Source organism: Planktothrix pseudagardhii (genome assembly GCF_904830925.1).
Classification (GTDB): domain Bacteria; phylum Cyanobacteriota; class Cyanobacteriia; order Cyanobacteriales; family Microcoleaceae; genus Planktothrix; species Planktothrix tepida.
In genome coordinates this window covers 5254530-5280876 of the sequence record NZ_LR882967.1, presented here as the reverse complement: position 1 = coordinate 5280876, position 26347 = coordinate 5254530, and the positions used below count along the sequence as shown (strand labels likewise).

Sequence of the window (26347 nt, the reverse complement as noted above, 5' to 3'; positions counted from 1 at the left end):
TCAGCTAATTAGATTATTGAAAAACGAATTTTGAGAATTTTTAAGATTTAATGGATTCCTCAATTAACTTCCATCCACTGCCATCTCCATTATTGGTATTTAGCCTTAACTTGATTAACAATCCACTCCGCAGCAATATTAACCAATAAGGTGAGAGCAAATAAAACTAATCCAGCATACATCAGAGCCGAAACTTGTAAACCAGAGGCTTCTGGGAATTGATTTGCCATCAAAGAAGCAATGGTATTCCCTGGAGCAAAAAGGGAAATTTTCAGATTATTCGAGTTTCCAATAATCATCGTGGCTGCCATGGTTTCTCCCATTGCCCGCCCTAGACCTAACATAATTCCCCCCACAATTCCAGAAAAAGCGGCAGGAATTAAAACTCGAAAGATTGTGACCCAACGAGTTGCTCCTAACCCCAAGGAAGCTTGACGTAAATCCGGCGGTAAACTCGCTAATGAATCCCTGGCAATGGCGGTAATAATCGGCAGAATCATAATCGCTAAAATTACCCCTGCCGGAAACATTCCAGGGCCAGCTGGAGGGGTACTAAATAACGGTATCCAGCCGAAATTTTGATACAGAAACATTTGAAAAGGTCTTAAAAATGGAATTAAGACAAAAATACCCCAAAGACCATAAACCACACTGGGAATCGCCGCTAACAATTCCACCAAAAACGTTAAAGCGGTACGAATTGAAAGGGGAATAAAATCCTCACTTAAGAAAATCGCAGTTCCTAACCCCAAAGGAACAGCAAATACCAAAGCAATCAATGAACTCACCAGCGTCCCATAAATCATAGGAAACGCACCATATTGATTGTTAACCGGGTTCCAAGAACTACTGAATAAAAATTCTAATCCAAACTCTTGAATAGCTGGGATCGCTTGTTGAGCGATGGGAAAACCCAGTAATAGTAAGACTAAAATAACGCCCCAAGCCATCAGCCGTGTTAGCCAGACAAATCCTTGATCTAGCACTTTTTCTACAGGGGAACGAGATTGAGGAATTCCTGTTACATTTTGATTCGGTAAGACCATACAAGATTAATTATACATCATAAAATCGGCACCCGACACCCGACACCTGATAACTGATAACTGATAACTGATAACTGAAATTACTCAACTTTAATCGTAAAGTCTGGGCTAATTTGATCGGCTTTTTCTGCAACTTTTTTAACAACGGCTGGAGGTAAAGGCACATATCCTAGTTCAGGACTAATTTTTTGGCCTTCAGTTAATCCATATTGAATCATAGCTTCAACAGACTTGGCAACTTCAGGATTATCATATTTTTGATAAGCCAGTATCCAAGAATAAGTCACAATCGGATAGGAATCGGCTCCTTCAGGATTGGTAATAAAAGCGCGTAAATCTTCCGGTAATTCGACAGACTCCAGGGTTTTTGCAGCAGCCGCATCGGTCGGTTTGATGAAATTTCCGGCTTTGTTTTGCAAATCGGCCATCTTCAAGTTAGCACTTTTGGCATAACCATATTCAATATAACCAATCGCACCGGGAGCTTGATTAATTTGAGCCGTTACCCCATCGTTGCCCTTGGCTCCAATTCCCACAGGCCATTGAACGGTTTTACCTTCTCCCACACTATTTTTCCACTCTTCGCTCATGGCACTTAAGTTTTTAGTGAAAACCCCGGTTGTTCCACTACCATCAGACCGATAAACGACTTGGATGGGTAAATCTGGAAGGGTAATACCCGGATTATCTGTAGCGAGTGCTGGGTCATTCCAGTTGGTGATTTTACCCGAAAAGATATCGACTAGATTTTGTTGAGATAATTTTAATTCAGCTAAATCAGGGACATTATAAGCTAATACAATACTTCCGGCCGTCATCGGTAGCATTAAAACCCCGTTAGTGACTTTGGCAATTTCATCATCTTTCATGGCAACATCACTAGCGCCAAACTGAACTAATCCCTGGACAAATCGTTCTACCCCAGCACCACTTCCCACAGCTTGATAATCAATTTGTAGGTTTTTGGTTCCCGCACCAATATCACTAAACCAGCGTTGATATAGAGGGGCCGGGAATGTAGCCCCTGCACCCACTAAGTTAACGGGTTTTTCTAAACTAATTAATTGAACCGCACCAGAAGTTGTATTGGGGGCTGTGGTGTTGGTAGCGGTTGGGGTTCCCTCTGTACCTGTTGTTGGACTTGGAGCCTGGGTTGTGGGGGTATTACTTCCGCCACAGGCAGCTAAACTCAAACTTAGGGCTAACGCTGAACATTTAGCCACAAACTGACGAGAGGGATTAAGAGAATTCAGACGGAATAGCATAAAAAAAAATCAATGTTTTGTTAGAGCCGCTACCGTAGAGAATACCGTCTCTATAACAAATTCAGGTAAAGGAAAGGTTAAGGATTCCAGAAGACCGGAAACCTTGATGATGAGGCTAGACATCAAGGAGCAGGTTTTCAATCCCAATCTTTGATAAGATAACTCAGGAGACACAGAGGATGGGTAACTTTCGGGACAAGGGGACAAGAAGACAGGGATAAAAATCACCGAAACTCCTCAACCGTTAAGCGTAAACCATCAACCGTCAACACTTCGGCAAGCTACTTCGACTGCGCTCAGTACAAGTCAGTGCAAAGCCGTCAACCGTCAACATCCTTGGATAACTGGCAATTCCAGCATGATCAATGTAGTTTCAGTACGACCCGCCCTCAACCGTTCGTCTTCCGACAGTAATTCTGTGTTGGAAGTTCCTCAGCATTGGAACACCCTAGAAGACTTGCAAACGTGGCTGCATTATTTAGTTGAAGGGATTATATCAGGCGATCGCATCAGTCGAGAAGCAGCCCTCGCCCTGAGTGATCTCGAAGATCAAGACCAAATTTTATTACTGTGTCAAGCTGCGGATCAAGTTCGTCAAGCCTGCTGCGGGAATACCGTTGACCTGTGTAGTATTGTTAATATTAAATCTGGGAACTGTTCGGAAAACTGTGGTTTTTGTTCCCAATCTGCCCATCATCCGGGTGAAGCGTCTCCGATTTATGGGTTAAAGTCTGCTGATGAAATTTTAGATCATGCTAAAGCCGCAGAAGCAGCCGGAGCTAAACGGTTTTGTTTAGTTTCTCAGGGACGAGGAATTAAATATAATAGTCCGAAATCTACGGAATTTGAACAAATCTTAGCAACGGTTCACCGGATTATTCAGGAAACCAATGTTAAACCCTGTTGTGCGTTAGGGGAATTAACCTTAGACCAAGCTCAAGCTTTAGCCGAAGCAGGTGTTACTCGCTATAACCATAATTTAGAAGCTTCAAAAGCCTTTTATCCCCAAGTCGTCACCACCCATACTTGGGAAGATCGGGTACAAACCGTTAAAAACTTAAAAGCCGCAGGAATTCAAGCTTGTACAGGTGGCATTATTGGCATGGGAGAAACTTGGGAAGATCGGATCGATTTAGCGTTCTCGTTACGCGAGTTAGAGGTGGAGTCCGTTCCCATTAATTTATTAAACCCCCGTTCGGGAACCCCGCTCTCAGAACAATCTAAACTTGACCCCTATGAAGCGTTAAAAGCGATCGCTATTTTTCGTTTAATTCTTCCTCAGCAAATTCTCCGCTATGCGGGAGGACGGGAGGCCATCATGGGAGAACTGCAAGGTTTAGGCTTACAATCGGGAATTAACGCCATGTTAATTGGCAATTACCTAACAACCTTGGGTCAACCCCCTGAACAGGATCAAGCGATGTTAGCATCCTTGGGACTCGTCGGCGGTGAAGCTCCTGTTCCTGGTTTCTCCTAAAGGCTAATATTTCTCTGTTGTGACTCCTGCACTTGAGTTTCTCTGGGCGATTATCGGTGTTTTATTAACGATTGGTGGCACTTTTTTAGAAGCGTTTGTCACCGATCCCTCTTGGCTTTGGCAACAACAAAATGTTGAAGTTCACTCTTTAGGAGTAACCTATCAAATTGGGGCGGTTTTACTTGTGGGTTGTCTGGGAGGAAAAAATGCTGCCGCCATGTCCCAAATTGCTTATCTAGCTTTAGGATTAACGGTATTACCCGTTTTTTCAGAAGGAGGCGGACTAGATTATTTTAAACAGCCTACCTTTGGATATCTATTAGGCTTTATTCCGGGGGGATGGATTTGTGGTTTTTTAGCCTTTAAAGCGTTACCAAAATTAGAGTTATTAGGGTTTAGTTGTTTGTGTGGATTGTTGACGGTTCATGGTATGGGGATAATGTATTTAACTCTAAGTCACCTCATTAATGGAGCCTCAACCCAAGGAATTCTTCTGACAGAAGCCTTTGAAAAATATTCCCTTCAACCCTTACCTGGACAATTAGCAGTTAGCTGTGCGGTAGCTGTTTTATCTTATATTTTAAGGGGATTAATGTTTTATTAAAGTTAACTAATAACTGAGTACGGGCGGAGTAACCCAAAGTCCGTCAACTTAAGTTCCCCGCGCCCGGAAATAAATTTCGGGCTAAAAGCCCAAACCCGTTAAAACGGGTTAAGAAAGATAGGTATTGAGTAATCTTGAGTCATCTAAAGATGACTTGATCTCTTAGCCCGAAATGCAAGTTCAGGGCGTCGGAGGCTTAAGTTGACGGACTTTGGGAGTAACCCCGCCCCTACAACTGATAACTGATAACTGATAACTGATAACTGATAACTGATAACTGATGATGCAATTTCAGAAAAATTCTAATTTTTGGATCGTGGCAATTGCGAGTTTGATTTTAGATCACCTGACTAAATTCTGGGTGGTAAGAAATTTTGAACTCGGAGAAACTTTACCCCTTTGGCCGGATGTTTTTCACTTAACTTATGTTACTAATACCGGAGCAGCCTTTAGCTTGTTTAGTAATGGAGGTGTTGCTTGGTTACGATGGTTATCATTGCTGGTTAGTCTTGGATTAATGGCAATGGCTTGGTTTGGCCCCCGTTTCAATCGTTGGGAACAAGTGGGATATGGTTTAATATTAGGGGGTGCATTAGGGAATGGAATTGATCGCTTTATATCCGGTCATGTTGTAGATTTTATCGATTTTCGACTGATTCATTTCGCCGTGTTCAATTTGGCAGATGTTTCGATTAATATTGGAATCTGGTGTTTAATTATTGCAATTTTCAGAATTAAAACCTGAGTCCTGAAATCAGAAGGTACAATGAATACAGCCCAATGCCACTCTGAGTGCTGAAAATGTCCACAACCAAGCCCCCTCAGAAACCCCAAACTCTCCTGAACACAATCACACAGGTTGTCCAGACACTTCACGCCAAAGTTAATTTTTCGCGGCTGCTCCTCAAGCCCAACGCTAAAGTCCCCGAATTGCGGGTACACCATGCGGATACCGATAAACCGGAAGTTTATCCTTTATTGGGTGATCGCTATGTGGTGGGGCGTTCTTCCCGAACCTGCGATATTGTGGTACGGAACCCCTTGGTGAGTCAAATTCATGTCAGTGTTGTCCGAAATGCTAAAGGAACAAGCTTACTACCCAGTCGTCCTGGGTTTATGATTCAGGATGAAGACTCCACAAACGGTTTGTATTGGGGAAAGCGAAAGATCAAGAATCTGCCGTTACGACATGGGGATAGTTTAACTTTAGGGCCACCTGAACTCGCCTCCGTTGCCCGTGTTGAATATAATGATCCTCCGGCTTGGTATGTGCAAACGATCCGTTATGGCTTTTATGGATTTTGCGGCATTAGTGCTGTGGTGGGAGCGGTAGTACTCTTTGAGTGGCAGAAATTTCAAGTTGACCCCCTACCGGAAACCGTAACCGGGCCTGTGATTATTCATGCAGCCGATGGTCGTCCCCTACGAGAAGCGAATACCATTGCCCATTTGGAAACGGATCGGTTAGGAGATTTTGGCCCCTATTTACCTAAAGCTGTTGTTGCATCCGAGGATAGTCGCTTTTACTGGCATTTGGGAATTGATCCCCTAGGAACGTTACGGGCTTTATTAACGAATGTGCGGGGTGGAGAAATTCGAGAAGGAGGAAGTACCCTTTCTCAACAGTTAGCCCGGAGTTTATACCGGGATTATGTAGGTACAGAAGATTCGGCTGGACGCAAATTTCGAGAAGCGGTTGTTGCCTTAAAATTAGAAGCGGTTTATGGTAAAAATCAGCTACTTAAAACTTATTTGAATCGGGTTTATTTAGGAATTAATTTATATGGGTTTGAAGATGCGGCTCGATTTTATTTTAATAAATCAGCAAAAGATTTAACGCTTTCCGAAGCCGCAACATTAGTCGGAATATTACCCGCCCCCAATAGTTTTAATCCGATTCAAAATTATCAATTAGCAGTACAATACCGCGATCGCGTCATTAGTCGAATGTTAGAAAAGGGGATGGTGAGTGAAGAGGAAGCGGATCGCGCTCGTCGTTCTCGGATTGAAATTAATCCCAAAGCCAAAGAATTTTTAGAAAGTACCATTGCCCCCTATTTTTATGATTATGTTTTTGTTGAATTGGAGAAATTATTAGGGGAACAGTTAGCTCGTGAAGGTAATTTTATTGTAGAAACAGCCTTAGATATTCCCACTCAAACCATTGCAGAATCTTCTCTAAAACGTGCAATTCAGACGACCGGATCAGGGAATGGATTTTCTCAAGGCGGTTTAGTAACGTTAGATTCTAATACCGGAGAAATTTTAGCAATGGCGGGGGGAAAAGATTATAAAGAAAGTCAATTTAATCGTGTTACTCAAGCTCAACGTCAACCGGGATCAACGTTTAAATTATTTACCTATTTAGCCGCTTTAGCTCAAGGTATTCCTCCTGGTCAAACCTATTCCTGTGAACCCTTAACCTGGAAAGGACAAAGTTATCAAGGATGTGAACGCAGTGGCGGTGATCTTGATATGTATCGGGGGTTAGCATTATCAGAAAATGTAATTGCTTTGAGAATTGCTCAAGATATTGGATTAGATCGGGTGATTGACATAGCAAAACGTTTAGGAATTCAATCTAAACTTGATCCGGTTCCGGGTTTAGTTCTCGGTCAAAGTGAAGTGAATCTATTAGAATTAACGGGAGCTTATAGCACCGTTGCGAATGAAGGATTATATCATTCTCCTCATGCCATTAAACGGATTTTAGATAGTAGTGATTGTACGGATATTAATGATCCTAATACCTGTCGGGTGATTTATGCTTATGATCGAGAAAATCCAACGGTTCCTTCTGTTTTGTCTCCTTCTGTGGCTGAAACCATGACCACTTTATTACAAGGAGTTATTCGTCGGGGAACGGGTCAAAGTGCCTATATTGGGTTAGGAGAAGCGGGTAAAACTGGAACAACAAATGATAACGTTGATTTGTGGTTTATTGGTTATCTTCCAGATTCTAAATTAACAACGGGAGTATGGTTAGGTAATGATGATAATTCTCCTACTAATGGAACCAGTGGGAATGCGGCTCAATTATGGCGAGATTATATGGGTCAAATTGCTCGATAATTGTTGATCATAGGGAACAGGGAACAGGGAACAGGGAACACTTCGACAGGCTCAGTGCTTCGCAGGGAATAGGGAATAGAGGGGAAAAGAAAATAGGGAACAGGGAATAGAGGAGAATTATACAAAAAATCATGATTCTCCTAATTCAAAAATCTGTTCAGCCGTTAAATTTAATTCAGGGAATATAGCAGATTGGATGAGATCATTTTCTCGAAATAAATTAACCATATATTCACCATCAATCATTTGATAAACTGAAATAGTGGGTTGTTTGGGATTACCAATATAACGCCGACCTCCTAACCCTAAATAATCAACAATCCAATATTCTTGAATTCCTAATTTTTCATATTCTGATAATTTTAATAAATAATCATCTTGCCAATTCGTACTCACAACTTCAACAACTAACGGTAATGTTTCTCCTTGAGTAATCGTTGAACGTTTTTTCCATATAGGTTCTTGATCTAAAGAATTTTTATTGATCACAGTCACATCTGGACTATAACCTGAATTGTCGGAATCAATGGGTTTAATAATACATTGTCGAGGAATCAAATAAGGGAATTGTAAACGCCGAATTTCTAAGGTCAACTCAGCCGCAATTTCTCCTGCAATTTGTTCATGAGTTCCTGTCGGCTGCATTTCTTTAACAACTCCTCTATGTAATTCATAACGTCCAGAACCATCAGGAACCCAGTTCAAAAATTCCTCTAAGGTCATTAATTGAGCTTCCGATTCTGATTCTAATAAAGTTTGTGTCATAGCTGTTAATAGTTTTAATTAAAAATTATACACAGATAATAGTATAACAATGAAATTAGGGATATAAATATAGGCATCGCTTCCTAGAAACTCCTAGAAACCTGCTTTCTTCAAGAAACCCGGTTTCTGTTTAGACTAAAATAGACTTAAGCTGGTTGGACTTGATCATCTATGAGTTATTGCCTAAATCCCCAATGTCCTCAACCCCAAAATACCCCAGAGGCTAAATTTTGTTTAACCTGTGGGGCAAAATTATTATTACGAGAACGGTATCGCGCCATTAAAGTGATTGGTCATGGGGGGTTTGGCAAAACATTTTTAGCCATCGATGGAGATAAACCCTCCCGTCCTCCCTGTGTAATTAAACAATTTCGCCCCCAAATGCAGGGAAATTCTCAAAAAGCCATAGAATTATTTCATCGAGAAGCAGAACGATTAGATGAGTTAGGAAAACATCCCCAAATTCCTGAATTATTAGCCCATTTTGAACAAGATAGTCATCAATATTTAGTTCAAGAATTTATTAATGGGCCGAATTTAGAAGAAGAACTTTTGCGCCAAGGAGTTTTTAATGAAACTCAAATTCGTCAAGTTTTAAATGATTTACTCCCGGTTTTACAATTTATTCATCATCATAGAGTTATTCACCGAGATATTAAACCCGCTAATATTATTCTCAGAGAAACTTCTCAACACCAAGGTCAGTTAGTCTTAGTAGATTTTGGTGCCGCAAAAGTGGTTACTGATACTGAAGTGGCGATGATGGGAACTGTAATTGGTAGCCCTGAATATGTTGCCCCAGAACAAACCAGAGGACAAGCAATTTATGCCAGTGATATTTATAGTTTGGGGGTAACTTGTATTTATTTAATGACGGCAATTTCACCCTTTGATTTATATGATATTCATGAAGATCGTTGGATTTGGCGAGATTATTTAAAACACCATTCTGTTAGTTCAGAATTAGGAAAAATTCTGGATAAAATGTTGGCTGTATTACCCAGTCAACGTTATGATTCTGCATTCAAAGTCTTAAAAGATTTATATCCCGGTGGCATACCTGTTGCGATCGCCCGCCATTTACAGCCCCCGCCTTTACCTCCCCCACTGCCAACCGTTAGAACTCCGATTTCATCACCATCCCAGACCTTACCCCCCCGCACCATCCAACAACCGACCCCCCCACAAAAACAGCGTGTTCAACCCTTGCGATCGCCTTCCTGGCGTTGTGTTCATACCCTCACAGGTCATCGTAACGCTATCACCGGAGTTGCGTTTAGTCCCGATGGGGAGACATTAGCCAGTGGGAGTCAGGATCAGACCCTTGAAATTTGGCGGCTGGAGTCGGGTAAACGGTGGTATACCTTGGTGGGTCATAGTAACTGGATCACAAGTATTGGTTTTAGTCCCGATGGTAAGACCTTAGCCAGTGGGAGTCGAGATCAAACCATTGAAATTTGGGATATGACCAAGGGGAAACGGTGGTATACCCTCACGGGTCATCAAGATGGGGTGGAAGCGGTGGCGTTTAGTCCCAATGGTCAATTATTAGCGAGTGGAAGTCGGGATAAAACCATTGAAATTTGGAATATGAATAAGGGAAAACGGGGGTTTACCTTAACAGGTCATCAAGATCGAGTTTATAGTGTGGCGTTTAGTTCGGATAGTCAAAAGTTAGCAAGTGGGAGTCGAGATCAAACCGTAAAAATTTGGGATTTAAAGACAGCAAAGGAAGTCCAAACCTTAACGGGTCATGGTGACTGGGTGAGAAGTGTGGCGTTTAGTTTAGATGGTCAATTCTTGGCTTCAGCATCAAAAAATGGGATGATTAAAATCTGGATAAATCAACAGGAAAAATGGGTATTATTAAGAACATTAAGAGTAGATGATCAAGAGATATTTAGTATCGTTTTTAGTCCTAATTATCAGATATTAGTGAGTGGAGGAGGACAGGGATTATTAGATATTTGGGATGTGCAGAAAGGGATATTATTAGAAACCCTTAAAGCCCATGACAGTGATATTTTTACAGTGGCGTTTAGTGGGGATGGTCAATGGTTAGCAACGGGCAGTTATGACCGGACAGTCAAATTGTGGAAACCATCAACTTGATCCTTCTAAGTAGATATAATTAAACTATAAATCTAATAAACGAGTCACAACAATGGCAACAGGTATACCCGGTAAAACTAAATACAAAAACTTTACAAATAGCAGCCAACTTTCATTTCGCTTAGAATATGAGGGAAAAGTTAGTCTTGAAGAAATTTTAGATAGTCCTTCGGCAAAATTAAGTTGTGTTGTCAGAGTAGATAAACCGATTAATAACAAACTCATTTATGGAGAAAATTTTAGAGTTTTAAGAAATTTATCAGAGCATTCTGATGTGGCTGGAAAAATTGGATTAATTTATATTGATCCACCCTATGCAACTGGATTAGGGTTTGAGTCAAGGCAACAAGCTTATGCTTATCAAGATTTTAGGGAAGGTGTAGATTATTTAGAATTTATTCGTCAACGCTTAGTTTTACTAAGAGAACTGTTAGCCAATCATGGCTCAATCTATGTTCACCTTGATCAAAATATGGCTTTTCCCGTTAAAATATTAATGGATGAAATTTTCGGATCTAAAAATTTCCGTAATTGGATTACTCGCAAAAAATGTAATCCCAAAAATTATACTCGAAATCAATATGGAAATATTTCAGATTATATTCTTTTCTATACAAAAACTGATGATTATGTCTGGAATCAACCTTTTGAATCGTGGACAGATGATAAAGTAATTAAAGAATATCAATATATTGAAGAAGAAACAGGAAGACGTTATAAAAAAGTTCCAATTCATGCACCTGGAGAAAGGAAAGGAGCAACAGGTCAACCTTGGCGGGGGATGCTTCCACCTCCGGGTAAACATTGGCAATATACCCCTGAAACCTTAGAAGAAATGGATAAACGAGGTGAAATTTACTGGTCGTCAACTGGAAATCCTAGACGAAAAGTTTACCTTGATCAAAGTAAAGGAATCGGTGTTCAAGATATTTGGCTGGATTTCAAGGATGCTCATAACCAGAATATTAAAATTACAGGCTATCCTACAGAAAAAAATCCTGAGCTTCTCCAACGAATTATTATGGCTTCTTCTAACCCTGGAGATCTAATCTTAGATGCTTTTGTTGGCAGTGGAACTACCGTTGCTGTCGCAGAAGAATTACAACGACAATGGATTGGAATAGATAACTCTCTGTTAGCAATAGAAACAACAATTTATCGTTTAGTTAAAGGAACTCAAGCTATGGGAGATTTTACCAAGAGAAATGGAAGTTTACCTAAACAGGAACCTTTAATCAATACAAATAGAATTCTAAAAAGTGGTTTAGAGGTATATCTTGAGATGGAATCTGAGCTTGATCAGGTTGCAGAAAGCCAGATTGAAGATTGGAACAATTTACTTAATTTTCAAGCCAATCTTTGGTAAACCTTTCATCCAACATTTTTAAAGTACAGACCATCACTCGCCCTTTTCCATAGTCTTCAATAATATTGGGAATTCTTTTCTTAACTTTTAACATTTCAACAGAAGTATCTGGAGATACATACTTACGAAAAACTCGTAATAATTGTGTTCTAGACGGATTAGGAATTTCAGTAATCCTCAATAGTAAATCAGCCGAAGTGTTAGCAATATTGACCAAATTTGCAAACTGCTCTATAACACTCCCATAAATCATTTTGGCTTCATCCAAATAATCTGGATAAAATTCTGAATCTATGAAAGTGATATATTGAGAATTTCTAGTCTTGTATTCAGCAAACGAAGCCAAAGCTAATCTCCTCTAAACAAGAGTCGCACGCTATTAACGTGCAACTCAACATCTTCTGCTAGAACTGAACTATGAGGTTGTTTTTTTACGGGTCGTTGAGGATTTTTTAGCCGTGGTTTTGGTGGTTTTAGCGGTTGATTTCGAGGCGGTTTTTGTCGTTTTAGACTTACTTCGAGAACTCGAACTTGAACCCGCTTTTGCTGCTAATAATTCCAAACCTTGGGCTAATGTAAAGGCTTCTACAGCCGAATCTTTTGGTAAAGAGGCATTGACTTTTCCGTGTTTTACATAGGGCCCATAACGACCATCATAAATATTCACGGGTTCGCCATCTTCCGGGTGAGTTCCTAACTCGCGTAACGGTGGAATTTCTTTTTTCCCCCGTCCTCCCCGTCCACTGGTTTTCGGTTGAGCTAATAATTCTAAAGCTCGTTCTAAACTAATGGTTAACACATCATCTGGGGCTTTAATTGAGCGATAATCTTTACCTTCTTTCCCCTGGTCATGAACCACATAAGGCCCAAACGGCCCCAAGGCGGCTTTAATTTTTGCCCCGGTTTCGGGATGGGTTCCTAACAGTCTGGGTAATGCCAATAACCCTAACGCCATGTCCATGGTGACGCTTTCCTTATCAACCCCTTTGGGGAGAGAAACCCGTTTTGGTTTTTTATTATCTTCCGACTCTAACCCCAACTGAATATAGGGGCCATAGGGGCCAATTAACACATAAATGGCTGTTCCGGTTTGCGGGTCAGTGCCTAATTGTTCTGGGCCTTCGGCTTTTTGTCCGACTAATTCCCGAATCACATCAGGGGTTAAGTCCGCCGGGGTTAAATCTTGGGGAATGGAGGCGGTGATCATTTCTTCACCTTTCCCCGCTTCAATATAGGGGCCAAACTTCCCGATACAAACGCGATATTGAATCGGATCATCTTCATCCCCTAACTGTTCTAATTCAATTGTCCGGGCAATTTTGGTATCAATTTTACTTTCCTGGTCTTTAACTTGATGTTCGAGTCCGGTTTCTCCTAAATAGAATTTTTGTAAATAAGGAAGCCAAGGCGCTTCTCCGGCGGCAATATCATCCAGAGTATCCTCCATACGGGCGGTAAACCGGATATCCACCAAATCGGGGAAATATTTCTCTAATAAATTAGTAACTGCAAAAGCCGTAAAGGTGGGAATCAGGGCATTATTTTTTAACTGTACATAGCCCCGGTCAATAATTGTCCCGATGACGCTGGCGTAGGTACTGGGGCGACCAATGCCTTCACTTTCTAAGGTTTTGACTAAGGAAGCTTCCGTAAACCGGGCGGGGGGTTGGGTTTCGTGTCCCACCACATCCAAGGCTTTACAATTGGGATGGTCGCCCACCTTCAGAGACGGTAATAAGACCTCTTGGTCTTCCAAGGCGGCTTCTGGGTCATCAGAGCCCTCAACGTAAGCCCGGAGAAACCCCGGAAAATCGATGCGTTTCCCGGTACTGCGGAACCCGGCATCCTCAACTTTTAACTCAACGGTAATATTGGTTTGACGGGAATCAGCCATCTGAGAGGCAACGGTACGCTTCCAGATTAAATCATAGAGGCTGAGTTCGGCTCCACTGAGATCGGTTTCTTGGGGCGTGCGGAAATGATTTCCCGCCGGACGGATTGCTTCGTGGGCTTCCTGGGCGCCTTTAGATTTGGTCGTATATTGACGAGGTTTAGGACTGAGGTAGTTTTTCCCATATTTCTGTTCCACACATTCCCGCGCTGCGGTGATTGCTTGCTCCGATAAATGTACTGAATCCGTTCTCATATAAGTAATATAACCCCGTTCATACAAACTTTGGGCAATTTGCATGGTTTGACGGGCACTTAACCGCAGTTTCCGGTTGGACTCTTGCTGCAATGTGGAGGTTGTAAACGGAGGTAACGGTTTGCGGGTAACGGCTTTTTCTTCCAGATTAGTGACTGTCCAGGGTTTACCAGAGATTCGTTGTTTTAAAGCTTCTGCTTGGGCTTCATCGAGTAAAACCACATTCCGACCTTGAGCAATTTTTCCAGTGGTTTCATCAAAATCGCTTCCGGTAGCTACCTTTACCCCCCCAAGGCTGACGAGTTTAGACTCAAATTGACTTTGGGTGTGTTCCAGAAGCGCTTTTAAATCCCAATATCCTCCAGACCGAAACGCCCGACGTTCTCGTTCTCGACTGACGAGCAACCGCACCGCCACCGATTGTACCCGTCCGGCGGATAATCCCCGCGCAATTTTTTTCCACAGCAGGGGGGAAAGCGTATATCCATAGAGGCGGTCAAGAATGCGGCGGGTTTCTTGGGCGTGAACCAATTGTTCATCAACAGTACGACAATTTCTCAGCGCTTCACGAATGGCCTCTTGGGTAATTTCGTGAAACACCATGCGTTTAATTGGAACTTTGGGTTGCAGAATTTGAAGTAAATGCCAACTAATACTTTCTCCCTCTCGGTCTTCGTCAGTGGCGAGGACAAGTTCATCCGCTTGCTTGAGGGCGGCTTTGAGTTCTTTAACGATTTTTTGCTTATCTTTGGGGATAACGTAAATGGGTTCAAAGTTGGATTCTACATTGACCCCCAGTTGCGCCCACTTCTCCGTCTTATACTCTTCAGGAATTTCTTCCGCCGAGGGAGGGAGGTCACGAACATGACCCATTGACGCTTCCACCCGATAACTGGACGGGAGGAAGTTGCGAATGGTACGCGCTTTAGTGGGAGATTCAACGATGACTAAGGTTGACATGGCGCCTTCTTCGGATAGCAGCGAACTGGGACAAATGCAAGAAAAGGGACGGTTAACTGCTAGGAGTGAACAGCCCTTTAGCTCTATGCTATCTTGCAAAGTTCATTTAATTACGACCCATTCTGTAATCAAGCATGATAGCACCCCGATTTGACAACATTGATCAGGGTGTTTACAGAATTTTAAATTTTTAAGACCAACTTTCCCTCACGGAGGAGATTCCGGGTAAGAAATCTCGTCTTTGAGTCCAGACAAGTTAATGTAGATTTGGGAAGTGGCTGTTTCTGAATGGGAGTCGGATCTATTTTTTTTTGAGAGGTCGGCTAATGACCAAGTTAAACTTAAGATCGCTAGTTTAGCGATCGCATCTAATTGTTGATCTTGAGATTTTGTGATCGGATTGGTTTTCGGATCAGAATTATTAGTATTCATAGAAGTAAATTGTATAGAACCTATCCCAATTATTCTTGATCCGGCTTGACATTTCCGTAATGTTTGTCAATTTTTCTTGTGATAATTCTTACAAATTTCTGTGACTCATCTCACAGTTATTTCGGCTCGTTACTAAATTCTGAAAATTAAATCCAGGACTGAAACCACATCCGCATTTTCCACTCTCCAGGAGACAAAGGTAAACCTAAATATAAAGGCATCCAATACAAAAAACCGAATAAAACTAGAAAGATAACCGTACCTCCCAGCCACCGAAATTGAGGTTTATGGCTATATAACCAGCGTTCTAACCACCAAGCTAAAGCCATACAACTAAAAACAAACCCCGTCATGTAATGGTAAATAAATAAACAACGGCTTACTTCCACCCAAGGTAATAAATTAGCCAACCAATTCAGGGTGAGAAATGTTGTTAACCACAGTTCCGGTGTTGGGGGAAATTGAAAAGAGGATTGAGGTTTTAACTGGGGAAAATGAACGGATACCTCCCTCCAAATTCGTTGAATTAACATTCCTATTAATAAGAGACTCCCTAAGGTTGATAACCACCATAAAAACGGATTTCCCATGGCATGAACGGCATAAATCAGGGGGAGTTGCTCAGGATGATTTAAGGGTAAAATTGGATTAGGGGATGTTGTGGCTTCAATTTTGGTGAAAAAATAAGCGACGGGTCGTAACATTAAAAGCCAACTGTACCATTTAGAACAGTAGGGATGCACTTTTTCCCCATCTCCTAAGTTTTGATGATAAGCCCAGATTTTAGTTTGAAGTCCCCAAAAACCCGGAGTCGGATTTTGTTGTAAATGGGGAAGCCAAGCAATAATATAAACTAGAATAGGAATCAGAATTAAAGTTACTCCGCTCAAAATTGGGGTGAGTTGATTCAGGTTTTGTAAGGGGGATTTAAAAGAACTTTCTGTCAGTTTATTGTCTGATTTTTCGCTAATTTTTTGAACGATAAAACCTGCGATAACTATTCCATAAATTCCGACTAAAAATCCTAAACCATTCCATTTAGTTGCGATAGAAAGTCCTAATCCTATTCCAGCTAAACTCATCCAAAACCAACGGTTTAACCCTTTTTTTTGTAAGGCAATTAGAAAGAAAAGTTGTCCTAATAATCCAAAAAATACAATATAAATATTACTCAAAGCATAGCGAGATTCAACAATAAATAATCCATCAATTGCCATTAAAAAAGTAGCAATTAAGGTATAACTACGACGGTGAGTAAGTTGATAAGCGATCGCTCCGACCATTAAGGGAATAAACGAACCAAATAACGCATTAAACCAGCGATAACTCCAGGTTGAGAGGGTAGAACCTGTTAACTGATTAACGGTTTCTTGTCCAAAGGGCAGTTTAGAACCTAGCCAAATTCCTATGGCGATTAAATATTGGCTGACGGGAGGATGGGAATTAAAAAAAGGAGTTTGGGTTAAATAATTATTGCCAAATTTAGCATAATACACTTCATCAAAGACTAAGGTATTAAATCGGCTTAAACCCCAAAATCTGAGGAGGATAGACCCGATAAATATTGTGATCATTGCCAAGGTAAACCCGGAGACTTGGACTGGAGCTCGAGAGGTGGGGTGAGTCATCGCTGTTCATAGTAAGTGCTAAGGGAACTTAAACAAATTTTAATGCTAAATCAGGCTTAAACTCAACTGATAATCTGCAAATATTTCCCTGTTATTGTAAAGCCAATTACTCTAATCATTGTTATTGCTGTTTTCATTAACCACTGGCATGAATCCCCCTTTCTTTTAACTTCTGCATAAAAAATTCTTCTAAGGTTAATCGCGCTAAATTCAAACTAAACAGTTGAGCATCCATTTCTTTTAATACTTTCAAAAATACTTCGGGATCAGCTTTGAGATGTCCTTCCCAATAGTCTTGATCGACTTCTAAATCCGATATCCAATTTTTTAGACTATTCACATCCCCCCCTTTTCCTTTAACAGCGTAGGTTTGAGTTGTTCCTAATAAATTATCCAGAGACCCCATGCTAATCAGTTCTCCTTCTGCTAAAATTGCAATGCGATCGCAAACTTTCTCCACATCGGATAAAACATGACTATTGAAAAAAATGGTTTTATTCTGTGCTTTTAACGATAAAATAATTTCCCGAATTTGATAACGTCCCATTGGGTCGAGTCCTGACATCGGTTCATCTAAAAATACCACTTCAGGATCATTAATTAACGCTTGCGCCATGCCTACCCGTTGTAACATTCCCTTAGAATATTGACGCATTTGCTTTTTAATGGCGGCGGATTTTGCTAATCCGACTAAATCTAATAATTGGGGAATGCGTTGACGTTGGATTGATTTGGGAATTTGAAAGAGTCCGGCGGCAAATTCTAAAAATTCCCATCCTGTGAGATGATCATAAAAATAAGGATTTTCGGGTAAATATCCCACTCGTTGTTTAACTAAGCGATCGCCAATGGGTTTCCCTAATAATAATCCTGAACCTGATGTCGGACGTACAATTCCTAATAAGGTTTTTAATAAGGTGGTTTTCCCCGCACCATTTTGTCCTAATAAGCCAAAGGTTTCCCCAGCCTGAATTGTTAAAGTACAGTTTTTTAAGGATTCAATCTTTTGATTCATCCAAAAACCTGTACGATAAAATTTCCCTAAGTTCTGGGTTTTTACCACAGGGTTTAAAGGAAGAATTGAAGCGGAATTTTTAACTTCGATAGCCGAATCCATAAGCGTCACGGATGAATAGGAATGTTTAGGCGATAATATTCTATTTTAATACAACAATTCATCGCTATATTCAACCCCCCATTCAAAGCAATTTCAGCCGCTTGAGCATCAAAAATCCCACTTTGCGCCCAAACGGTTTTTGCTTGAACGGCGATCGCTTCTTCGACAATTTCCGCTAAATATTCAGAACGGCGAAACACATTGACAATATCAATCGGTTCAGGAATTGCTGTTAAATTCGGGTAACAGGATTGACCGTCAATTCCTGTAAAAGCCGGATTAACGGGGTAAACCCGATAACCCACGTTTCGTAAAAATTGCCCCACTTGATAACTCGCGCGCTCCGGTTTATTGGAATATCCCACAAGAGCAATTACTCTCCCTTGGGTCAGAACCTCGCGCATTGCTGTATCGTCTTGATTGAGATTAATAGACATATTTAAAATAAATTAGGGGTCATTGTATTGTACCTAATGGTCTAATGTGCAAAACAACATACATTTGACAAAACCTTTAAAAAAAGGATTGCTCACCTTCAAGAAATAGCCAATTATCAAAAAGAATTTGTTTCCACAGGGAATTATGCCAGAGCACAATAGCACTTTAATTCATGATTAAATCCTGAGATTGCATTCAGTTTAAAGACATTAAGCAACGGTATATCATTACACTTTTATGATCAATTTAGCTTTTTTAAAACAGCGAGGATTACGCCTTTTAATGGGGCGAAAAACCTATCAAGAGTTATGTGAAAAACAATAAACTCTTTATGCAGGTCACAGTTCAATTTCTTCCCGTGCCATCTACTTACCAGGAGAACTTGATAAAGTAACAGGTGTTCCCGAAAAAACAACTTATGCAAAGGAATTGCAACGAATACAAGGGGGAATAACTGAACACGCAGCAACAATAGCTTATAAGTTGAGAGATGTACAAATCCACAATGGATATATTTATAAAGAAGCGATGAAAGTTCCTTTGACTAAAACAAAAGAATCGTGGTTTAATCACGGTGAAACAGAGTATATTCCTGAAGCCGCACTCGCTTGCACGTTTTGTGGAAATCGTTACTTTGGTCATTGGATGACCGATGATGTTGTCTTGAATTTGGCAGCGAAACAATTAGCAACAGCCGTTAGAACGTCTCAGAAACTGAGCTCTAATCAAATCGAATATAGCCATCTTTTTGAGATCAATTCTACTCCTGTTACCCAAGCTAAATTTAACGAATTGATCATGATTCAAGATTATGCCCAAAATCAATTTAAACGAGAACGATATGAATATATTCGATCTAAAATTCAGCCTCTAGGTTCGTCGTCCGTGAGTCCAGGTGTGATGTTATTACGGGGAAAGTCAGGCATTCAGCGCTCTCTCTGTAATGAGGCTGAAGTTGCTGAATTTTTGAGAAGTCAAGGCTTTACTATTATTGACCCCGAAAAAACACCCGCGCGGGAAATTATACGTCAATCTCTAGGAACTAAAATTATTGTTGGAGTTGAAGGAAGTCAATTAGCCAATGGATTATTTACCGTTGTCCAAGATGGTGTTCTATTGACGTTACAACCCCCTTATCGATTTAATAATGTCTACAAAGGTCGAGTAGATTGCTTAGGAATTAAATATGCGTTTGTTGTGGGTACACAGGTTGATAATGGATTTGAAATTAGTATAGAAAACTTGGCAAGAACCCTGGATTTAATTGATTCACAACTGATCTAAGCAATCAGCAACGAGATTTTTAAACTGGGTTTGGGGTGATAATTACTGAACTTTAAATTGATTTTCTACACCCCAGACACATTTTTACCGACCGTATAATTGATTTAATTTCAACAATTGATCACTTAATTCCTGAGTCAATAATTCCGAACTTTCATAACGCCAACGCCAATTTCCAGCATTATCACGGGGATCATTCATGCGGGCACTATGTCCTAAACTTAGGATATCCTGGAGGGGAATAATAGCTAAACTGGCAACGGAACTTAACGCTAAACGAATCATTAACCAGTTAATATTTGTGATTTCGTCGGGGGAAGAATACCCTAAATATTCAGCAAAATATTGTTTTTCTTTTGCACCTGCTGTTTCCCACCAACCGATGGCTGTATCATTATCATGGGTTCCCGTATAAACTAAACAATTTTGAATATAATTATGGGGAAGATGTACACTATTTGCATCTCCTCCAAAGCCAAATTGTAAGATTTTCATCCCTGGAAAATCATAATGATCTCGCAATTGTTCAACTTCCGGGGTAATAATTCCTAAATCTTCCGCTAAAACGGGTAAATTTCCCAGTTCTTGTTTAAGTAAATCAAAAAATTCATAACCGGGTGCTTTAATCCATTCTCCTTTCATCGCATTTTGTTCACCCGCCGGAACACGCCAATAGGCTTCAAAGGCGCGAAAATGATCAATCCGCACATAATCTACATATTCTAATGTTGTTTTAAATCGTTGAATCCACCACGCAAATTTTGTTTTTTGCATCGCATCCCAATTATAAATCGGATTCCCCCAAAGTTGTCCAGTTTCACTAAAAAAATCGGGGGGAACTCCGGCAATATAAGTGGGTTCTAAGGTGTGCGGGTTGAGTTGAAATAGTTCAGAATTTGCCCAAACATCAACGCTATTATGGCAAACATAAATGGAAATATCGCCAATAATTTTAATTCCTTGTTCATTGGCATAATGTCGCAGATCTTCCCATTGCTTAAAAAACAAAAATTGCAGAAATTTTTGATATAATATCGTTTCTTTTAATTCCTCAGTCTTAGCTTTTAAGGTATCAGAATTTCGATGGGCTAAGGCAGGTTCCCAATAATTCCAAGCTTTGCTTTCGTGGGCTTCTAATAAAGCCATAAATAAGGCATAATCATTTAACCAAGCTGAATGTTTTTGGCAAAATGTTTCAAATTCAGTATTATGTTGTTCATCTAATTGCTTTTTAAAGCGAGTGTAAGCTTTTTGAAGATATAAAGCTTTATGGGGAACAACGGTTTCATAATTAACTTTATTTGCAACTTTTTCTTCTAACTCTAAAGGGACAATTTCTTGAGGTTCTAATAATCCTTCCTGGACTAATCTTTCTAAATTAATCATTAAAGGATTTCCGGCAAACGTGCTATAATTCATAATATAAGGAGAATGTTCTTCTGCCGTTGGCCCTAAAGGTAAAATTTGCCAAAATTTATAACCACTACGCTTTAAAAAATCAATAAATTCATAAGCCGATTTTCCAAGGTCTCCAATGCCATGTTGACTGGGAAAAGAGGTAGGATGAAGTAAAATTCCACTAGAACGTTGAAATAACATCACAATATTTTACTAATATTTCATTGGATAAAAATAGCATAAATTTAAACCTATAACATCTTTCTAACGATAGGGAATCGCTGAACTGGGAATAGAAGGAAGTTTCCTTTTCTTATAGACAGGTGTGATGGTACATCTTAAGCCCAAAATGGGCTATTCTGGATATTTACTTAAAGTTCCAGTTGCTGATTTCGGGAATTGATATGATTGAATCAGTAGTCTCTCAACTAACAACGATAGCAGCATCCCCTTTAGGACACGGTAAAATCAATGATCAAATTTCTTAATCTTTTCCATACCTTTTTATTAACAACTGGTTTGAGTATCGGGAGTCTTATTTTATCTTTATCCTCGGTTCAAGCTCAAGACGCAGTTGATATTCCCGTTATTCAAGGAACTCCCGCCCAAACCTATACCCCAGGTGCTTGGCAACCTGTCGCTAGAGTTAATCCTAATCAACCAGTCACTGTAACTATTACCAATGAAACCGGATATAACTTAGAAACGGGATTAACGACGGGGCAGACTAACACTCAAATTCCTCCCGGTGGGAGTTATACCATCAATAATGTTCCCAAAAATTCTAATATTGTGATTAATTCTATCGCCAGGGCTGCCGTCCTTGACTATCGGATTGATGTACAGGATAATGTTGTTAATGTGACTGTAAAAACGGCTGCTGGTGTTGCCGGAGATAATGCGATTAATATCCAAGATACAGGCGCAATTTATATTTATTAATCGCTATTTTTTAAACTGTAGAGTTTGGGACATAACTGAACCTTGATGTTTAATGTTCGTTCAAAACACCTCAACTCTATCTAAAGAATTCATTCACTAGGATGAGGGGAAAATATAGGATTTTAGGCATACTATAGCCAAGCTGACTCAATAAACCCTTTGCCAAATGCCAATATGAAACGTCTACATTATATCGGGATACTGGCAATAGTGATGATCGCCTTATCAATATTGCCCGGTATTGTTTATCGAATCTTTTTTTCCTCTAAATCTACCATTCCCGCACAGGTTGATACACCCCATCATGCTGTTTCTCCCCAAGTTTTATGGCATCAGTAACTTGATTTTCACGGGGAGGTTGCAAACTTAACCGTCTTCAATCAGTTGACGATGGTACCCTTATTCGATATGAATATTAAATAAGAACCCATCAGGATGAGGACTTTTATTCTGCTGGGGTTAAGGATTTAACTGTTTTAGGAAATAGAAATGCGAATTTTAATCATGGGTGGAACCCGATTTATTGGGGTTTATTTAACGAAACTTTTAGTTGAACAAGGGCATGATGTTGTTTTATTTAATCGAGGGAAAAAACCTGCACCCATTGAAGGAATTCAACAAATTCATGGTGATCGCACTGATGCTGCCCAAATTCAAGACAAATTATCCCATGAAGAATTTGATGCTATTTTTGATAATAACGGACGAGAACTTAGCGATACAAAACCTTTAGCAGATTTATTCAAAAATCGGGTGAAACATTTTGTGTATATGAGTTCGGCGGGTGTTTATTTAAAATCCGATCAAATGCCTCATATTGAAGGGGATGCTACTGATCCCAAAAGTCGTCATTTAGGCAAATACGAAACCGAGAGTTATTTACAAGCTCAAAATTTACCTTGGACATCCATTCGCCCCACCTATATTTATGGGCCATTAAATTATAATCCCTTAGAATCTTGGTTTTTTGATCGCATTGTTAAAGATCGTCCTATTCCAATTCCTGGGAATGGATTTCATATTACCCAGTTAGGTCATGTGAAAGATTTAGCAACAGCAATGGCGGCGGTTTTAGGCAATGAAAAAGCAATTGGTCAGGTGTATAATGTTTCTGGAGAACGTTATGTTACCTTTGATGGTTTAGCGAAAGCTTGTGCTGTGGCTGCGGGTAAATCCTTAGATTCTCTGCAACTGATTCATTATGATCCTAAACAGTTTGATTTTGGCAAACGTAAAGCGTTCCCGATGCGTGTACAACACTTTTTTGCGGATGTTCATAAAGCCATGCAGGATTTAAACTGGAAACCTGAATTTGATTTAATTTCTGGTTTAAAAGATTCGTTTCAAAATGATTATTTAGCCCGAAAACTCGACCAAGCAGATGTTGATTTTTCAACGGATGATGAGATTATTCAAGCACTACAATGAGAAACCGGGTTTTTGCATAACTCTTGATTGGAAACCAAAAGGTTAGAAGAAAAACCAGGTTTCTGAACCCTAACTAGAATAAGAAACCGGGTTTTTGTAGACAGCTTGGTGAAAAACCAAAAGGTTAGAAGAAAAACCCGGTTTCTGAGTCCTTGGTTTCTGATAACCTTAAAGCTTTTGCTCTTGATACAGTTGTTTAAACAAACGTTGCTGTTGATTATGATCAACAATGGGTTGGGGATAACCGCAGGATTTGCGATCGCGGGGCGATATTTTTCCAGTCACTAATTGGTCTGTTTCTAAAGATCTTAATTCGGGCAACCATTGACGAATATATTCCGCTTCAGAATCGAATTTTTGGGCTTGACTAGCCGGGTTAAAAATCCTTAACGGTTTTGGATCCATTCCACTCGAAGCACTCCATTGCCATCCACCATTATTAGACGCTAAATCCCCATCAATTAAGGTTTGCATAAAATATTTTTCTCCCCATTGCCAATTAATAATTAAATCCTTGGTTAAAAAACTAGCAACGATCATTCGACAACGGTTGTGCATCCAGCCAATTTCCTGAAGTTGTCGCATTGCAGCATCAACAATGGGATATCCCGTTTTTCCCTCACACCACGCTTGAAAATACTGTTCATTATTATGCCAAGGAAAGCTTTTAAAAGGTTCTCGATAGGAGCCTAATTCTAATTCAGGAAAATGATATAAAGCGTGTTGATAAAATTCCCGCCAAGCCAGTTCCTGTTGCCAAGATTGAATCTGATTTCGGGTTTCATCACTGCGACAATTTTCCATCGCTTCTATCGTTTTTTGCCAAATACTTCTAATACTAATTACCCCAAATTTTAACGCCGCACTCAGTTGAGACGTGCCATCAATAGCCGGAAAATTTCGCTGTTCATCATATTCATAAAGAGCGCGATCACAAAATTCCTCTAAACGTTCTTGAGCAGCGATTTCTCCAGGTTCTAAAATTAAAAAATTATCCCAAATAAAGCCTAATTCTTGGGCAGAAGGTACAGGAATAACCCCGATATTTTTGGCTAATTCTTGTTCAGTTTCCGTTAAACCAATTAACGGTTTAGAGAATAGGGGTTGCGGTTTTGCTTTAGGTTTAAGATTCCAATTTCTCCAAAAGGGAGTATAAACTTTATAAGGTTCTTGGGATTGGGTTAAAATTTGATTAGGAGCATGAAGTAACTGATCCCAAGTTGTTTCTGTTCTAATTCCAATAGACTTTAAAGCTTCTGAAACGCTGCGATCGCGGTTTCTAGCAAAGGGTTCAATATCTAAATTAAAATAAACCGCTTTAGCCTTTAATTCTCTGGCTAATTTCGGAATAATTTCTTGAGGTTCTCCCTGTAAAATTAATAATTGACTACCCAGTTTTTTATATTCTTCTTGGAGAAATTGCAAACAGCCGATCATGTAAGTGACTCGAACCGGAGCAATATCATCCCGCTTTAAAAGATTAGGATCTAAACAGAATAAACCAATCACTTTAGAACTGGATTCACAAGCCTTTATTAAGCCTAAATTATCCTGTATTCTCAGATCTCGGCGATGCCAAAATAAAATTAAATCTTCCGACATAGAATTAGATTTCGGTATAGAAACTGATTCTATTTTAACCGAAATCTATCTATATTATTCAGATTTAAGATTAATTTTTGAGATGGGGTTTAGCTAAGAGAAAACTAGAAATGGTTTTAGCATCCACAGGTTCACCGTCTAAAATTGCTTTTTCCAGTTCTTCAGGTGTCATTAATAGCGTATCAATATCTTCATCATCATCTTGTTCTGGGGGCGTTTCTAACTGCTCTAAATCTTGGGCTAAAAACACATAAATAATTTCATCGGAATAACCCGGTGCTAATATAAATTGTCCTAATTTTTGCCAGCGATGAGCACGATATCCGGTTTCTTCTTCGATTTCTCGTTTAACAGTTTCAGCCGGATCTTCATCCGGTTCAACGGTTCCTGCGGGGAATTCTAAAGTGCGTCCTTCTACTGCAAATCGATATTGTTTAACTAAGACTAATTTTCCTTCAGATGTGACAGGAATCACTAACGCTCCACCCGGATGACGAATACATTCCCAATTTCCTTCTACCCCATTGGGAAGGCGTAAATGATTAACATCAAAATTAAATTTTCGTCCTCGATAAAACAGACGATTTTCTAAAATAGTTGGCGGTTCAGATCCGGGTTTTGTCATGATTTTCAAGCAGGTATAAAACAGGATAATCAAAGTTTTTTAACGTCCGAACAATCAACGGTTTCTAACAGTTGAATGATGGTTTTTCCGGTGACAGGATCAACCCAATTCGGTGCTATTTCCGCTAGAGGAACTAAGACAAATGCTCGTTCTCTCATACGAGGATGGGGAATTTCTAACACTGGGGTTTCCCAGATTAAATCATCAAACAAAAGTAAATCTAGGTCAAGGGTTCTTGGCCCCCAACGTTCCCGACGGATGCGTCCGAGTTGGTTTTCAACGGTTAATAGGGTTTCTAAGAGATGCTCCGGTTTGAGTTGAACTTCCAGAATAGCACAACCATTAATATAATCCGGCTGCGGTGGCCCAATCGGGGCGGTTTGATACCAACTTGAACAGGATTTGACTTGAATATCAGGATGATTATTGAGGATAGCTAATGCAACTTCAACATTTTTTTTAGAGTTTCCTAAATTACTTCCTAATGCGATCGCAACGGATGAAACTTTCATTTTATTGTTATTAATAAATCAAGGTTTAATATTGAAACTATGGTGCTACGCTTTAGGGAACAGGGAACAGTAAGAAGCGCCAAAAGCCTTGAAATAAATTTCAGGCTAAAAGCTCAAACCCGTTAAAA

Annotated in this window: 23 protein-coding genes; 10 read left to right on the top strand and 13 right to left on the bottom strand. The window is 39.9% G+C overall.

Features of this window, described 5'->3' with window-relative positions:
• Positions 1-89: 89 nt before the first annotated feature.
• A complete protein-coding gene (gene pstC / locus NMK36_RS22765; protein WP_072718350.1) occupies positions 90-1046 on the bottom strand; it encodes a phosphate ABC transporter permease subunit PstC in 957 nt (318 codons plus the stop codon).
• 80 nt (positions 1047-1126) lie between these two features.
• Positions 1127-2311 carry a phosphate ABC transporter substrate-binding protein PstS gene (pstS, locus tag NMK36_RS22760; RefSeq protein WP_072718351.1) on the bottom strand — a complete coding sequence of 395 codons (1185 nt, stop codon included), beginning with the start codon at positions 2309-2311 and terminating at the stop codon, positions 1127-1129.
• A 358-nt stretch (positions 2312-2669) separates the two neighbouring features.
• Between pstS and bioB the strand changes: the two genes are divergently transcribed.
• The 4 genes from bioB to NMK36_RS22740 all read left to right on the top strand — a co-directional run bounded on the left by bioB (position 2670) and on the right by NMK36_RS22740 (position 7464).
• Complete coding sequence (bioB, locus tag NMK36_RS22755; RefSeq protein ID WP_083579927.1) at positions 2670-3788, top strand: biotin synthase BioB; 1119 nt, start codon at positions 2670-2672, stop codon at positions 3786-3788.
• Positions 3789-3807: 19 nt separating this feature from the next.
• On the top strand, positions 3808-4392 hold the full coding sequence (locus tag NMK36_RS22750; RefSeq protein ID WP_072718352.1) for a biotin transporter BioY: 585 nt from the start codon (positions 3808-3810) through the stop codon (positions 4390-4392).
• A gap of 283 nt (positions 4393-4675) precedes the next feature.
• Entirely contained in the window at positions 4676-5137 is a 462-nt protein-coding gene (gene lspA / locus NMK36_RS22745; RefSeq protein WP_072718353.1) for a signal peptidase II, read from the top strand.
• 56 nt (positions 5138-5193) lie between these two features.
• Complete coding sequence (locus NMK36_RS22740) at positions 5194-7464, top strand: transglycosylase domain-containing protein (RefSeq protein WP_072718354.1); 2271 nt, start codon at positions 5194-5196, stop codon at positions 7462-7464.
• A 129-nt stretch (positions 7465-7593) separates the two neighbouring features.
• On the opposite strand, the gene NMK36_RS22735 is transcribed toward NMK36_RS22740, so the two are convergent.
• A complete protein-coding gene (locus NMK36_RS22735; protein WP_072718355.1) occupies positions 7594-8229 on the bottom strand; it encodes a Uma2 family endonuclease in 636 nt (211 codons plus the stop codon).
• A 171-nt stretch (positions 8230-8400) separates the two neighbouring features.
• Here NMK36_RS22735 and NMK36_RS22730 point away from each other — a divergent pair, with 171 nt between their 5' ends.
• On the top strand, positions 8401-10341 hold the full coding sequence (locus NMK36_RS22730) for a serine/threonine-protein kinase (protein ID WP_072718356.1): 1941 nt from the start codon (positions 8401-8403) through the stop codon (positions 10339-10341).
• 52 nt (positions 10342-10393) lie between these two features.
• Positions 10394-11707, top strand: a complete 1314-nt coding sequence (locus NMK36_RS22725) for a site-specific DNA-methyltransferase (protein ID WP_072718357.1) — start codon at positions 10394-10396, stop codon at positions 11705-11707.
• Here the strand turns inward: NMK36_RS22725 and NMK36_RS22720 are convergent.
• From NMK36_RS22720 to NMK36_RS22695, 6 genes are all read right to left on the bottom strand, one after another.
• Positions 11682-12053, bottom strand: coding sequence for a hypothetical protein (locus tag NMK36_RS22720; protein ID WP_254174687.1), 372 nt, complete (start codon positions 12051-12053; stop codon positions 11682-11684). The genes NMK36_RS22725 and NMK36_RS22720 overlap by 26 nt on opposite strands.
• A gap of 69 nt (positions 12054-12122) precedes the next feature.
• Positions 12123-14813, bottom strand: coding sequence for a type I DNA topoisomerase (topA, locus tag NMK36_RS22715; protein ID WP_254174686.1), 2691 nt, complete (start codon positions 14811-14813; stop codon positions 12123-12125).
• A gap of 207 nt (positions 14814-15020) precedes the next feature.
• A complete protein-coding gene (locus tag NMK36_RS22710) occupies positions 15021-15245 on the bottom strand; it encodes a hypothetical protein (protein WP_072718360.1) in 225 nt (74 codons plus the stop codon).
• Positions 15246-15391: 146 nt separating this feature from the next.
• Entirely contained in the window at positions 15392-16873 is a 1482-nt protein-coding gene (locus tag NMK36_RS22705; protein ID WP_254174685.1) for a dolichyl-phosphate-mannose--protein mannosyltransferase, read from the bottom strand.
• 136 nt (positions 16874-17009) lie between these two features.
• Entirely contained in the window at positions 17010-17990 is a 981-nt protein-coding gene (locus NMK36_RS22700; RefSeq protein WP_254174684.1) for an ABC transporter ATP-binding protein, read from the bottom strand.
• A gap of 5 nt (positions 17991-17995) precedes the next feature.
• Positions 17996-18427, bottom strand: coding sequence for a CoA-binding protein (locus NMK36_RS22695; RefSeq protein WP_072718363.1), 432 nt, complete (start codon positions 18425-18427; stop codon positions 17996-17998).
• A gap of 430 nt (positions 18428-18857) precedes the next feature.
• Between NMK36_RS22695 and NMK36_RS22690 the strand changes: the two genes are divergently transcribed.
• Positions 18858-19712, top strand: a complete 855-nt coding sequence (locus NMK36_RS22690; protein ID WP_222425214.1) for a glycosyltransferase 61 family protein — start codon at positions 18858-18860, stop codon at positions 19710-19712.
• 84 nt (positions 19713-19796) lie between these two features.
• Here the strand turns inward: NMK36_RS22690 and malQ are convergent, their stop codons facing one another.
• A complete protein-coding gene (gene malQ / locus NMK36_RS22685; protein ID WP_254175221.1) occupies positions 19797-21311 on the bottom strand; it encodes a 4-alpha-glucanotransferase in 1515 nt (504 codons plus the stop codon).
• Between the two features lie 270 nt (positions 21312-21581).
• Here malQ and NMK36_RS22680 point away from each other — a divergent pair, with 270 nt between their 5' ends.
• The 3 genes from NMK36_RS22680 (at position 21582) to NMK36_RS22670 (ending at position 23480) form a co-directional block, all read left to right on the top strand.
• Positions 21582-22052: a hypothetical protein gene (locus tag NMK36_RS22680; RefSeq protein WP_254174683.1), complete on the top strand. Its 471-nt coding sequence runs from the start codon at positions 21582-21584 to the stop codon at positions 22050-22052.
• 174 nt (positions 22053-22226) lie between these two features.
• A complete protein-coding gene (locus tag NMK36_RS22675) occupies positions 22227-22391 on the top strand; it encodes a hypothetical protein (RefSeq protein ID WP_186440312.1) in 165 nt (54 codons plus the stop codon).
• A gap of 150 nt (positions 22392-22541) precedes the next feature.
• Positions 22542-23480, top strand: a complete 939-nt coding sequence (locus NMK36_RS22670; RefSeq protein ID WP_254174682.1) for an NAD-dependent epimerase/dehydratase family protein — start codon at positions 22542-22544, stop codon at positions 23478-23480.
• Between the two features lie 168 nt (positions 23481-23648).
• Here NMK36_RS22670 and NMK36_RS22665 read toward each other — a convergent pair whose 3' ends face one another.
• From NMK36_RS22665 to folK, 3 genes are all read right to left on the bottom strand, one after another.
• Complete coding sequence (locus tag NMK36_RS22665; RefSeq protein WP_072718367.1) at positions 23649-25082, bottom strand: FAD-binding domain-containing protein; 1434 nt, start codon at positions 25080-25082, stop codon at positions 23649-23651.
• 70 nt (positions 25083-25152) lie between these two features.
• Positions 25153-25707 (bottom strand): NUDIX hydrolase, encoded by a 555-nt coding sequence (locus tag NMK36_RS22660; protein WP_072718368.1) that lies wholly within the window; start codon positions 25705-25707, stop codon positions 25153-25155.
• Positions 25708-25736: 29 nt separating this feature from the next.
• Positions 25737-26219: a 2-amino-4-hydroxy-6-hydroxymethyldihydropteridine diphosphokinase gene (folK, locus tag NMK36_RS22655; RefSeq protein ID WP_072718369.1), complete on the bottom strand. Its 483-nt coding sequence runs from the start codon at positions 26217-26219 to the stop codon at positions 25737-25739.
• Positions 26220-26347: the final 128 nt, after the last annotated feature.